The organism is Micromonospora sp. SL1-18 (assembly GCF_047921505.1).
Taxonomy (GTDB): domain Bacteria; phylum Actinomycetota; class Actinomycetes; order Mycobacteriales; family Micromonosporaceae; genus Micromonospora.
On record NZ_JBLROA010000008.1, the window covers coordinates 133,109 to 146,255 of the forward strand.

The 13,147-nt window shown below is 71.3% G+C and carries 8 protein-coding genes; 6 read left to right on the forward strand and 2 right to left on the reverse strand.

What is annotated here, in order from left to right; translation table 11 throughout:
* Both ACNAW0_RS05815 and ACNAW0_RS05820 read right to left on the reverse strand, forming a co-directional pair.
* Nucleotides 1-3,732 (reverse strand): VWA domain-containing protein, encoded by a 3,732-nt coding sequence (locus ACNAW0_RS05815; RefSeq protein ID WP_416286665.1) that lies wholly within the window; start codon nucleotides 3,730-3,732, stop codon nucleotides 1-3.
* Between the two features lie 94 nt (nucleotides 3,733-3,826).
* Nucleotides 3,827-4,450: a LuxR C-terminal-related transcriptional regulator gene (locus ACNAW0_RS05820; RefSeq protein WP_416286666.1), complete on the reverse strand. Its 624-nt coding sequence runs from the start codon at nucleotides 4,448-4,450 to the stop codon at nucleotides 3,827-3,829.
* Nucleotides 4,451-4,611: 161 nt separating this feature from the next.
* On the opposite strand from ACNAW0_RS05820, the gene ACNAW0_RS05825 reads away from it, so the two are divergent.
* The 6 genes from ACNAW0_RS05825 to ACNAW0_RS05850 all read left to right on the forward strand — a co-directional run bounded on the left by ACNAW0_RS05825 (nucleotide 4,612) and on the right by ACNAW0_RS05850 (nucleotide 13,005).
* On the forward strand, nucleotides 4,612-5,943 hold the full coding sequence (locus ACNAW0_RS05825) for a hypothetical protein (protein ID WP_416286667.1): 1,332 nt from the start codon (nucleotides 4,612-4,614) through the stop codon (nucleotides 5,941-5,943).
* A 339-nt stretch (nucleotides 5,944-6,282) separates the two neighbouring features.
* Nucleotides 6,283-8,760, forward strand: a complete 2,478-nt coding sequence (locus ACNAW0_RS05830; protein WP_416286668.1) for a M14 family metallopeptidase — start codon at nucleotides 6,283-6,285, stop codon at nucleotides 8,758-8,760.
* A gap of 237 nt (nucleotides 8,761-8,997) precedes the next feature.
* Complete coding sequence (locus ACNAW0_RS05835; RefSeq protein ID WP_416286669.1) at nucleotides 8,998-9,579, forward strand: LemA family protein; 582 nt, start codon at nucleotides 8,998-9,000, stop codon at nucleotides 9,577-9,579.
* A gap of 3 nt (nucleotides 9,580-9,582) precedes the next feature.
* A complete protein-coding gene (locus tag ACNAW0_RS05840) occupies nucleotides 9,583-11,448 on the forward strand; it encodes a DUF2207 family protein (RefSeq protein WP_416286670.1) in 1,866 nt (621 codons plus the stop codon).
* 100 nt (nucleotides 11,449-11,548) lie between these two features.
* Nucleotides 11,549-12,718, forward strand: a complete 1,170-nt coding sequence (locus ACNAW0_RS05845) for an FUSC family protein (protein ID WP_416286671.1) — start codon at nucleotides 11,549-11,551, stop codon at nucleotides 12,716-12,718.
* Nucleotides 12,719-12,756: 38 nt separating this feature from the next.
* Nucleotides 12,757-13,005, forward strand: coding sequence for a dihydrofolate reductase family protein (locus ACNAW0_RS05850; RefSeq protein WP_416286672.1), 249 nt, complete (start codon nucleotides 12,757-12,759; stop codon nucleotides 13,003-13,005).
* The last annotated feature ends 142 nt before the right edge of the window (nucleotides 13,006-13,147 follow it).

A 13,147-nucleotide genomic window follows, 5' to 3' on the forward strand; every position in this document is an offset into this window, starting at 1 on the left:
TCACCCCCGGCCGCCGAAGACGGGCGGGCTGAGCCCGCGTGGCACCACCAGGAACGGCTCGGGCGCGCGTACCGGGCCGAAGGCTTGCCCCGAGACTCGGCTGGCGGTCAGGTCCCGCGGCCCCAGGGTGTCCTTGCGCAGGATCAGGACCTGGGTACGGAAGCTGCCGTCCGCGTCCACGGTCACCGTGTCCGGGGTGGCGGTGATCCCCGGCGCCCAGCGCAGCCGCACCCGCGCCCCGGGTGGGAAGTCGGTGCCGACCGCGGCGGTGACGAAGCCGGGCGGGCCGATCGTCGGGTCGAGGCGTACCCGTGGCGCCCGCACCCGTACCGGCGCCTGCGCGGTACGCGTCGCCGGCACCCCTCGAACGGTGGCGGTGAGCCGGCCGGTGACCGTGCCGACGACCGCGGCCCGCGCGGGCAGTACCACGGTGATCACCTGCTGGGTGCCGGGGCCGAGCGTGCCGAGCAGGCAGAGCCGACGGCTGGCGGCGCAGCGCGGGTCGGCGGTGAGTGGCGGCAGCAGCGGCGCCGGTGCGGTGACGTCCAGCCAGACGTTGTCGGCCGGCAGGCGAGTCGCGTTGCGGACGGTGAAGGTGACGAAGATCGGGTCACCGCCGACGTAGCCGGGTTGGCCGCGCACCGACACGGCGAGGCTCAGGTCGGGCACCGGTAGCCGCTGGAACGCCGGCTGGCTGCCCACCTCCCGGATCACCGTGGTGGGCGGGCCACCGTCGCTGGGCAGCACCACGATGTCCCCGGGTTCGGCCAACCGGACGACCGAAGACGCTGCGCGTTGCAGCGCCACCGCGATCCGGCGTCCGTCCGGGGACCAGGCTGGGTCCGCCACCCACCGGCCGGCCCGGTCAACCGCCGGGAGCGGGTGACGCGCGCCGGTGCCGTCCGGCGCCACCACACACAGGTCGTGGCTGCTGTCGGCGAACGCGATCGCGGAGCCGTCCGGCGACCAGGCCGGAGCGCGGTCGGCGGATCGGCTCGGGCAGGACCTGCCGACCCGCGCGCTGAGGTCCCGCTGGTCGGTGACGCTCAGGGTGCCCGCGATGCTGCCGTTGAGGCGGGCGAGCCACATCCGGCTGCCCGCGATCTCCGGGTCCGCCACCACGATCAGTGCCGTGTCCGATCCGGTGCGGCCGGCGCTGTCGGTCGCCGTGCAGGTCACCACGGTCTGCCCGATCGGGAACAGGGAACCGGACGGCGGCTCGCACCGCACCGGCAGCGGCCGGCCGGCGGCGTCCACCGCCGACGCCCGGTAGGTCACCCGAGCGCCGTCCGGCCCGGTGGGCGCCACCTGCACGTCGTCGACGCGGACCAGCGGCAAACCCGGTCGGGCGACCCGGACGATCAACTCCTGTACGGCGTCCGACCCGGCCTCCGGCGGTTCGAGGTCGAAGCGTACGGTGCAGCGCAGCACCGAACCGGGCACCGCTCCGGGCGTGACCGAGACGGTTTCCTCGAAGACCGCCCGCTCGCCGGCGGCCACCCGGGCGGGGTCGGGGGCGAACCTGACGGAGAGCCCGTCCTCGCAGGTGGCGCTGGGCTTCACGGTGACGGTGAGTTCGCGGATGGCCCGCTGTACCGCGTCGATCATGGCGCCCGGGTCGCTGTTGGCGGTGAGCCGTCCACCGGTGGCCGCGGTGATCCGCTCGGCCGCGCCGTCGTAGTTGAGCCCGCGTTCGAAGTCGGCGCCGACGATGGGTACGCCGATCAGCGCGATCCCGGCAGCCTGCAGCTCCCCGATGAGGTCGGCTTCGGCGATGGTGCCTTCCTCGGGCGGTGGGACCGTCTTGTCCACACTGTCGGTGTCACTGATCAGCACCACGACCCGGCTGCTGTCCGGGCGGAAGTTGATCCGGTCGTTGCGGGCGAGCTGCCGCAACGCGTAGAACCAGTTCTCCGTGCCGTACGGGCTCTCTGCCGTCAGCTCGCCGACTGCCGCGTAGACCGCGGCGTCCTGGTCGGTCACCGGCTGCCGCGGGAAGTACATGAGTTCGTCGTAGGAGTGGTTCTCTTCGTCGCGGCCGCTGAACGTGGCGAGACCGAACCGGGCCTCGGGCTGGCTCCTCCGGACGTTGCCGATCACCTCGGGCAGCCGGGCCTTGAGCTGCTCGATGACGCTCGAACCGCCCTCGCCCGGCTGGGACATCGAGGCGGTGTCGTCGACGAGGAAGACGATGTCCGGCCGTGGGGGAATCTCCGGGGTACGTACCGACTGCCGCACGGTGAACGTGCTCCCGGGCAGTGCGGGCTGGTCCACGACGGGGGTCGCCAGGTCGCTGTCCCGGGTCGAGGCGTACCGCGCGAAGGCCAACTGCCGACCGTCCGGCGACCAGGACGGCTCGGTGTCGCTGCCGGTGAGGTACGCGGGCATCGGCACCTCGGCGAGCAGCCGTGCGTCGGCGACCGCGACGGCCAGGATGCGCGACCGGTCCTCGCCGTCCGACGGCTGCCGGCTGAAGGCGATCGCGTCCCCGGCGGGTGACCAGGTCGGATCGGTGTCGCGATCACCGTCGATGGTGCCCGGCGGGGCGAGGACCTGAGGGTTGGCGCCGGTGGCGTCGGCGACGACGATCCGGGCCCCGCCGCCGGGCTGCTCGGCACTGTAGGCCAGCCGGAGACCGTCCGGGCTGAACGCCGGCCCGGTCTCGGACCGCCCGGGCCGGGCCGTGTGGTCCTGGCGGTCACCGCCGGTGGCGTCGGCACTCCACACGTCGGTGGTGCCATCCTCCTCGGTGGCCGTCCACAGCAGGTCGTTGCCCTGCCAGCCGGGCCGGTGCTGCGGCAGTGGGCCGATCGCGACCGGGACGACCCGGCCGGCCCGGAGGACGTACACGTCACCGGACGGGTCGTCGCGGGTGGTGGTGAAGGCGAGCTGGGTGCCGTCGGCGGACCAGGCCGGCTCCGCGGCGTCTCCGGGGCCGGGCACCGCCCTGGTCACCGGGCCGCCCGTCGCGGCCACAGTGGCCACGGTACGGAGGCTCGGCGCGGTGGCCGGAGCGAAGCGGGTGGTGGTGAAGGCGAGTCGCCGACCGTCCGGAGACCAGGCGGGTTGCCCGTCGGCGGCCGGGCCATCGGTCAGCCGTACCGGGGTGCCACCCGCAGCGGGCATGACCCAGAGATCGCCGGCAGGGTCGCCGCGGGTGCTGGCGAACGCGATCCGGGCGCCGTCGGGGGACCAGGTCGGCCAGCTGTCCTCGGCCGGGTGATCGGTGAGCCGACGTAGCCCGCTGCCGTCGATGCCGATGACCCAGATGTCGGCACTGCCCGCCCGGTCGCTGGTGAAGGCGACCCGCCGGCCGTCGGGGGACAGGGCGGGGTGCTCGACCGTGCCGGGGCCGGCGACCAGCCGCAACGGCGCCGCGCCGGGCCGGCGTAGGTAGAGCCCGCCACCCAGGTCCGCGCCCTCGCCGGCTGCCTTCCGTCCCACCCAGACCACCCGGCCGGCGCGCGCGTCGGCGTCCTGTTCGGCGTCACCGCGTTCGGCGTCGGACAGCAACCGCTGCGGTTTCCCTGTGCCGGCCCTGCTGATCATCAGCGTCGGACGTTCGGGGCTGGTGTAGCCCAGTCGGTAGCCCACCTCGGCCAGGGGCGAGGTGGGGGGCGATGCCGGCTGGGCCGCGGGTTCGGGGGCGGCCACGACCGGCCCGGCCAACAACGCGAGCGCCATGACTCCCCAACGGCGGCTGCCCCAGCGCACGACACCTCCCGTGGTCACACGTGCCACCACCGTGGCTGCCCGCGCGGGGCCAGGTGGTGACAGTCGGTGCCGGCCTGTGGGCAGGGTGGTTTGCCCGAACGGGCAGCGCGGCTCAGATCAGACCGTTACGCAGCGCGTACGCCACCGCGTGGCAGCGGTTGCGCAGGTGCAGCCGGCTCGTCACGTCGTGCAGGATGTTCTTGATCGTCCGCTGCGAGTAGGACAGCTTCGCGGCGATCTCCGCGGTGTCGAAGCCCTCCGCGACCAGACGCAGCACCTCCACCTCCCGCTCGGCCAGACCGGAGAAGGTCAGCCCCCGCGGCCCGAGCACCTCCCGTTGCAACGCCCCGACCTGCTGCAACAGCCGGCCCAGCAGGTCCGGCGGCACCGCGCCCTCGCCGGCCGCGGCGGCCCGGATCACCGCGACCAGCCGCTCCGCGCTCGCCTCCGATCTGCGCACGATCCCCGCCACCCCGTGCTCCACCGCGGCGACCAGGCCGGCGTCGTCCACCTGGGTCACCACCAACACCAGGGCGGACTTGCTCCGGCTGCGCAGCGCGCGCAAGGTGCGCAGGGTCGGTTCGTCGATGCTGTCGCTGATGATCAGGGCAACGGCGGCCTGCTCGGCTTCGGTCTCGTCGAGCAGCAGCACCTCCGGGCGGGGGCGGAGCTGGCTGACCACGCCGGCCCGGGAGATCACGTCGGTGGAGTAGAGGTGCACGGGCAGACGTCGCATAAGCTCCCCCAGCAGTGCTTGGTCGGACGGCACACTGCGTTGAGTATCGCCGCGCGAACCAATCGTGCAGTCAACGTGGGTTCAACGGCCCTCAGGCGTTGCCCCAAGGTCTTCCTCAACGCCTGAATCGAACCGGCACGGTCGCTTCTAGAGTCCCGGCCATGACCATCGACGCGAACCTGGACACCGACCTCGTCGAGGTCAGCCCGGGCGGCGAGGCGAGCTGCCGGCTGGAGGTCCGCAACGGCGGCCCGATCGTCGAGTCGTACGTGATCGAGATGCTCGGCGAGCCGGCCGGCTGGGCCAGCGTGGAGCCGCCCACCGTCTCGGTCTATCCCGGCTCCGCCGAGTCGGTCGCCGTCCGCTTCCACCCACCCCGCTCGGCCCGGGTGGTGGCCGGCGAACGGCCGTTCGCGGTGCGGGTGACCCCGACCGAGACTCCGGACGCGCAGGTCGTCCCGGAGGGCACCGTACGGGTCCTGCCGTTCGCCGAGATCGCGCCGGAGATCCTGCCGCGCACCTCCCGAGGCCGTTGGGGTGGCCGCCACGAGCTGTCGGTGGCCAACCGGGGCAACGTCCCGCTCGGCTTGACGATGACCGGCAGCGACCCGGACAACCGGCTCAACGTCGCGATCCGCCCGCCGCAGGTCACCGTTGCCCCCGGCGCAACAGAGTTCGTCCGGGTACGCGCCCGCCCTCGCCGCCTGCTCTGGCGCGGCCATCCGGTCACCGTCCCGTTCCAGGTCGGCGTCACCTCCGACGACACGCCCCCGGCGACCCTCGACGCCGCCACCGTGCAGGAGCCGCTGCTCCCGCGGGGGTTGGCCCGCGTGGTGGCGGCGCTGCTGGTGCTGGCACTGATAGGCGTGGGTCTCTGGTACGCGTTGCTGCGCCCCACCGTGAAATCCCTGGCCGAGGAGGCCGCTCAGGAGCAGGTCGCGCCGGTGGCTCAGCAGGCCAGAGCCGCCGACGCCCGCGCCCAACAGGCGGACAGCAAGGCCCAACAGGCGGTCGACGCGGTCGCGCCCGCTGCTGTCTCCCCGCTGCCCACCCCGAGCACCAGGGTGCCACCGCCCTCACCGACGCCCGGCGCGGGCGTGCCCGCCATCCCCGCCGGTGCCGACTCGTTCAGCCGTCGGCTCTCCGTCACCGCGGGGGCCGGCACCACCCGCACCGACCGGTACACCGTGGCGGCCCGTCGGGTGTTCGTGTTGACCGACATCTTCCTGCAGAACCCGCAGGGCGATGAGGGCCGTCTCGACCTGGTGGTCGACGGCACGACGGTGCTGACCGTGGCGCTGAACAACTTCCGCGACCTGGACTACCACCTGGTTTCGCCGATCGAGGTTCCCGCCGGCCGGGTGATCAGCCTGCGAGCCACCTGCCGACGGGCGGGCACCGCATTGGACGGCGCCGGTGGCGGAGGGGGCCGGTGCCGCGACTTCGCCCTGCTCAACGGCTACAACCGTCCCGCCGGCCCCGCCCGCGGGTAGCAACGGCGAGGATCTCGTCGAGCGGAGTACTGACAGCGGACCTGGACAGGTACGAACGTCCCGCACCATGCTCGACAAGATCCTCCGCTGGCGCGAGCCACAGCATCGCCCGATGCCTCAAGTAATGCTCAAATCCGGTTGACGTCACGCACCGATGCCGAGAGTGCACATACGCTCGCGGCACCCGGCTCGCTCACGGCCCTCGATCCCTCTCGCGATGGCGGCCGCCGTCGCACCCGGGCTCACCGTGCGCGCAGCGCAACGGTCCCAACTGGACCCGTCCGGCTCGCGCCGGATCGACGGCAGAGCACCACATGCCACGAGCAGAAGGAGGGAAGAATGCGGCGCACACAACGGCGCATCGCGCTTCTCGCACTGCCCGCCCTGGTGGGCAGTGTTCTCATAACGACCGCGCCCGCCGGCGCGGATCCCGCTGAATCGACGGCGAGGGCGGGCTCGGCGCGATCCCACCTCGAGGATCCGGACTCGGTTCGCCTCGTACGCATCCGGCTGACCGGCAGCGACATGCTGGACAAGGTCGCCGCCGCCGGCTTCGATCTTGAGCACGGCCTCAAGCGCGTGCCGACCGGCATCGAAGGCGAGGCGGTGGTGACCGCCGAGCAGATCGCCGAACTCGAGGGGATGGGCGTCGAGATCATCGGCGACGACGAGGCCTTCGCGTGGAGCGACAAGGCCGACGGCGCCGCCCCGGCCTCCCGCGTGCAGGCTGTCCAGTCGCTCAGCCACGAGGAGACGGTACGGATCGCCCGCGCCGACTGGTTCACCACCAAGGGCCAGGGTTTCCTCTACGTCGAGGCACGCACCACCGCAGGGCAGCAGACGAACCCGATCGTCACGATGCAGCTCGAGAACGACTCTGGCCCGGGTACGTCGTTCGGCTTCGCCCGGTCGATGAGCCGGTTCGTCGACTCCGGGCAGTACATGTTCCATCGGAACCTGTTCAAGCTCGACGCACGACCGAACCAGATCCGGGTCACGAGCTCGACCGGCGGCGTCGCCACCGGCTTCGTCTCCAACTGGCTCGAGGACGGCGCGCCGCCGCTGACGGCGAACCCGGCCTACAAGTGGGACTTCATCGACGGCTACAAGACTCCGCAGCAGCTCTACAGCCGCGCCGAGGAGATCGCCCGCGAGTACCCGGACCTCGCCGAGATCATCTACCTGCCGAACAAGACGAACGGCTACCAGCGTAAGGCGCAGGCCACGATCGGCGGTACGGGACAGGCTGCGGTCGTCGCCAGTTCGGCGGCTTGGGGTCACGAGGGCGGCAACGGCATCACCGTCGAGTTCGTGAACCGGCCCGGGGCCGACCTGCCGCTCAAGGTCGAGGTCAACGGCAAGGCCGTTCGCGTTCTGCTCGCGAAGGACGCATCCGGAGCACTCGCGAGCACCGCGGCGCAGGTGGCGAACGCACTGAAGACGCAGTCTGGCGGTCTGATCGACCGGGCCCACCCGTATCGCACCAACACGGGCACCGGCATCGTCCAGGCGACGTCGTCCCCGGTGGCCCTGACCGACTTCCTCGACGAGAAGCGCGCCGGCGCACCGGAGGGCGAGGTGCCGCGCGGCCCGGCCACGATCCCCGTCCTGCGGATCGGTAAGCACCGCGACGGCAGGAACCCGGGTGTCCTGATCCAGGCGCAGGACCACGCCCGCGAGTGGGTGCCCGCGACGACCTCGCTGGAGTCGGCCGAGCGTCTGGTGCACAACTACAAGTCCGACTTCGAGACGAAGAAGATCGTCAATAACACCGACATCTTCTTCATCCTGTCCAACAACCCCGATGGCGCGAACTACAGCTTCTACAACAACAACAACCAGCGCCGGAACATGACGAACCACTGCCCGGACGACAACGCCGATCCGGGCCGGCGCAACTCCTGGGGCGTCGACCTGAACCGGAACTACCGGGTCGGGTCAGCTCACGACGGCTACTCGGGCGGGTCGACCAGCTGCGTCAGCGACACCTACCAGGGGCCGGAGAAGCTGTCCGAGCCTGAGTCGAAGAACATCATCTGGCTGGTCGAGAAGCACCGGAACATCAAGTTCATGATGTCGGTGCACTCCAACGGCGGCCAGCTGTTCTGGCAGCCCGGCGCCTACATCGCGGACGGCCGGATCACCACGCCGCGCCCGCCGCTGGGTGACGAGGCGTTCTACTGGCAGTCGGCCTCCAGGATCCTCTCGCAGGTCAAGGCGCACCGGCAGACCGTCGTCACGCCGGAGAACGTCGGCGGCTCGTCCGACGTCCTCTACTCCTCGGCGGGCAACGTGCGCGAGGATCTGTACTTCAACTACGGGATCTACGCCTTCGGCTGGGAGGTCGGCGGTTCGGTCTACAACCCGGCCACCGGCAACTGGCAGGGCGGCTCGTTCCAGCCGGCCTGGGTGGGCAACCCGGAGCTCGTCAGCGGCCACGCCGAGACGATGGAGTACGCCAACGGGATCATGGAGATGTTCCGGGTCGCGGCGGACTGGGGCACGGACCACAAGAAGCCGACGTCCAAGCTCGTTCCCGGCGCCGGGAATTACTCCGAGTCTGCCGACGTGCGCTTCGAGACGAGCGAGCCGGCCACCATCTACTACACGACGGACGGCAGCCGGCCCACACTCGAGTCGCCCCGCTACCAAGCGACCGAGTTCCGTGAGCCGGGGCAGGTGTTCCACGTGACCGAAACCACGACGTTCAACTGGTTCTCGGTCGACACCGCCGGCAACATCGAGCAGAACTACGACCCGACGAAGAACGACACGCGCAACAACTACCGCACGGCGACGATCACCATCGCCAAGTAGCAGCGGTACGGCAATCCATCCTGTGGCCATTGCCTCGTCAGTGGGTTCCGCCCGCTGACGAGGCAATGGTCTTGTCGGGCCGCCGGAACACGACACGATGCCGCGCGACTGCCGGATCGGGGCGGACATCGTGGCCGGACGACCGCCGCCGACCACACCGAACGTTCGATGTCGCCGTTGCCCGGGGATGAAACACTCCCGGCCATGTCGGATGGACGTTCGTAGAAGGGAAGCCCCGTGGCAGAGGCGGGCGGAATCGTGGCGATCATGGCCGGGCTGGGGTGCCTGCTGGTCGTCGGCGTACTCGGGTGGATGATCGTGGCATACAACCGCATCGTGCGACTGCGCAACCAGGTCGCCGCCTCGTGGGCCCAGATCGACGTACAGCTCAAGCGCCGCTCGGACCTGATCCCGAACCTCGTGGAGACCGTCAAGGGGTACGCCGCGCACGAGAGTGCCACGCTCGCCGCGGTGACCGCGGCGCGCACCGGGGTGGTCGCGGCGGCGAACGCCGAACCGGCCGCACGGGCCCAGGCGGAAAACGCGCTCACCCAGAGCATCGGCCGGCTCTTCGCGGTCGCGGAGGCGTACCCGGACCTCAAGGCCAGCCAGAACTTCGCGGCCCTGCAGGCCGAACTCGCCACGACCGAGAACAAGATCGCGTACGCGCGGCAGTTCTACAACTCGGCCGTCCAGAGCCACAACAACGCCGGGCAGACCTTCCCGACGATGCTGATCGCCGGCCTCGTCGGATTCAAGGCGCGGGACTTCTTCGAGACGGCCGAGGGCGAGCGCGGCCCGGTGCGGGTGCGGTTCTAGGCCATGAGCCCCGCCGTCCTCGAGCTCGGCGCCATCGGCGCGTCCCTCGCGCTCTTCTTCGGCGCGTACGCGTTGCTGCTGTCGATCACCAAGCCGCGCAGGATCCACGCCGCACCGCCCTCGCAGGATCTGCCGGAGGAGCCGCCCGCCGTGGCGAGCCTGCTCGGCACCGGCTGGCACGTCACCGAGGACGCCGCGGAGGCGACGCTGCTGGATCTGGGCGCTCGCGGCTATCTGGAGTTCCGTCAGCCCGACAACGACCCGTACCACACGACGGTCCACCTGACGGGTGCCGTCCCGAGCGGGCTGAATGCGTACGAGCAGCGGGTCTACGAGCGCGTCAGGGAACTGGCCATGGATGGCGTGGTGCCCCTGACCGCGATGACCTTCCGCGACGAGAAGGCGGCGAAGTCCTGGTGGAAGGCGCTGCGCAAGGAGGTCATCGCGGACAGCCGGGCGCGTGGCCTGTCGCGCCGCCGCTTCGGCCCGGCGATCGTCGTGTTCCTGGTGATCGTGGCCGCTGTCGCCGCGGCCGGGATCACCTACGGCTTCGGTCACTGGGCCATCCGCACGCCGGACGAGCGCGGCGACGACCTCGAGGCGATCATCGCGGCGTACGTCATCGGCTTCGCGCTGCTGGCGACGTTCGCCGGCCGTTACAACGGAGACCGGGACACCGCCGCGGGGCGGCAGGCCGCGAGCCGGTGGATGGGTGTGCGCGACTGGCTTCGCGGGCACGAGGCGTTCGCCGACCTGCCCCCGGCCGCCGTCGGGCTCTGGGACCGCTACCTCGCCTACGGCGCCGCGCTCGGGGCGACCCGCACGGCGAGCGCCGTCATCGACCTGGGCATGGGTGACCGTACCCGGGTCTGGTCCACCTTCGGCGGCACGTGGCACCGGGTACGGGTGCGGTACCCGAGCAGCGGACGGTATGGGGAGACCGCACCGAAGCTGGTGTTCCGCGGCGTCCTGTTGGGCGTCATCGGCTACGTCGTCGCCCGCTACGGCCACATCGTGGTGGACATCGCGATGCAGATCGACGCGGTGTCGGCGAGCGCCTTCGCCCCGTTCGCCGGCCTCACCTCGGCCCTGATCACGGTGGCCGGCGCGGTGGTGTTACTCAACGGCGGCTACACCGGCGTGCGTACGATCACCGACCTCGCGGGGCCGAAGACGGTCACCGGTCAGGTCCTCTGGGTCGCCCTGTGGCGGACGCAGACCTCCAGCAGCGACGACAACAGTCCTCCGCAGCCGATCACGTACTACCTCGCGGTCGACGACGGCACGAGCGACCGCACGGTGGCCTGGGCGCTTCCGCTGGCGCTGGCGGGCAGCTGCGCGACCGGCGACACGATCCGGATGACCGTCCGGCCCTGGTCGCGGCGCGTCACGGCGGTGAGCGTCGTTGAGCGGGGAACCGGACACGGGCCGCAGCCGGAGGTGCCGACCGACAACCTGGTCCTCGCCGCGATCAACCGACCCCACCCCGGCGCCAGCGCGGCCCCGGCCCTGACCCGCAACGTCACGCTGCTGCAGGCCGAGGAGGTCGCGAGCGCCCTGCAGTGGCCGTCCCCGGTCACCGCGAAAGGGATGCCGGGGCCGGGCGGGATCATGCAGTTCGTCGCACCGGAGGGCCCGATCCTCATGCTGGTCACGGCGCACGGCTTCCTCGGCTCGATGGCGTGGCGGGCGGCGCGCCAGGGAAGCCCGCTGCCCGGCATCGGCGACGCCGCGTTCACGCGTACCCAGGCGGCGGCCGCCCGCGTCGGGGACAGCACCGTGCAGGTGGCCCTGCTACCGGCCGCCACGGGCCGCGAAGCGGCGCTGCCCGGCCTGCTCAAGCTCGCGGCAGAGCGGCTGCGGCCATGATCGAGCGGGTCCGCTGGCACAGTGCGCGGCGACCGCACGTGCCGGCCGCAGTGTCGGCTTCCTGAGGGAATATCTCCAGCATCAGCGGGAAGAACCGGGCATGGCCTCGCCGGACAGTCCTGACCGGGGACGGAGCAACTCGGCGGGAGGCTACCGCCCGGCACGACTGCTGGCGGCCATACGGCATTTCCTCGCCGCCCGGCAACTGGTGGTCATTCTGGTGATCTCCATCCAGGGTGGGCTCGCCACGGCGGCCGCCTGGATCATCGCCACGGACTACCTCGGCCGCGACGCGCCGGTCTTCGCGCCAATTGCCGCTCTCGCCACCATCGCTTCCGCCTCTGGTCAACGCGCCAGACAGACGGCGGAACTGCTCATCGGCGTGGGGCTGGGCATCACGGTGGCCGACGCCCTGCTCTACCTGGTTGGCAGCGGAGCGTGGCAGATCGCCGTGGTCGTTTCCAGTTCCGTCGCGCTCGGCCTGTTGGTGGCCGGCCGCAGTGGTGCCCTGGTCAGTCAGGCCGGCGCCACGGCCACCCTGTTTGCCACGCTCTCCGGCAACCAACGAAGTCTCGAGTTACCCCGCATCATCGACGCCGCCGTGGGCGCGTCGGTCGGCTTCCTCACCGTGGCACTGCTGCTGCCCCTCGACCCGTTGCGGGCCGTCGACCGGGCCGCCAAGCCGTTCTTCAACAACCTCGCCGCAGCCATCCACACCATCGCCCAGGCCCTGACCGCCGGCGACCAGAACAAGGCCATGCAGGCGCTGGACGCCCTCAACAACACCGTCACCAAGGACACCACCAGCCTCAATGACGCCTTGCGGTCCGCGGAGGAAACCGTAACCATCGCCCCCTGGTGGCGCCGACGGCGCGACCGCTACCGGCATTACCGGACCGTCGTCGACCGGCTCGCCCCCTTCACCACCAACGTCAGGGTGATGGCTCGGCGGGTGGCCACCCTGCTCGAATACCACGAACCCGTCCCGCCCCCACTGCCCCAGGCCGTCGACGCCCTCGGCGACGCCCTGACCCACCTTCATCGTGACAGCAGCACCGCCCGGGGATTCGGGCAGACCCGCCAGACCGTTCTTCACGCCGCACGCCTGGCCGGGCAGGCCAGCAGAGACCAGATCGGTACGTTCGGCGGGACGGTTATCCTGCAGATTCGCAGCGGCGCCAGCGACCTGCTCCGCGCCACCGACGTCACCCCCGAAGAGGCCAACCATCTTGTCCGCGACGCCGCTACCGAACCTGACGGCGGCCCGTAGGCCCGGACGTCACCTGGCGCGGTCCCTGGCGGGCTCGGATGCCGCGCCCAGGGCTCGGGGCCGCCGGCGGCAAGAACCTCGAGGTCTTTTCGGCCACGATCGGCCGTCAGCCTCTCGAGCGCGGCCTGATCGACGAGATCGACCTGCACATCGCGCCGGTGCTGCTCGGCGACGGGATACGGCTGTTCGACAACCCCGGAGGCGCCCCCGTCCGACTGGAGCTGCTCAACGGCGATGACCGCTCGGCCGAGGTGAACGTGCGGTATCGCCCGGTGGCGAGCAGGTAGATCAGCAGCGCGAAAATCCAGTGAAGATTGTCTTTCCCTTTACGCATCGATCAGCTAACTTGCTCCCTACCGTCGGCCGAACGGGCGATCGGAAACCGGTGCCCCACAAGGGCTCACGGGAAGGGAGGAAGTTCATGGCCAC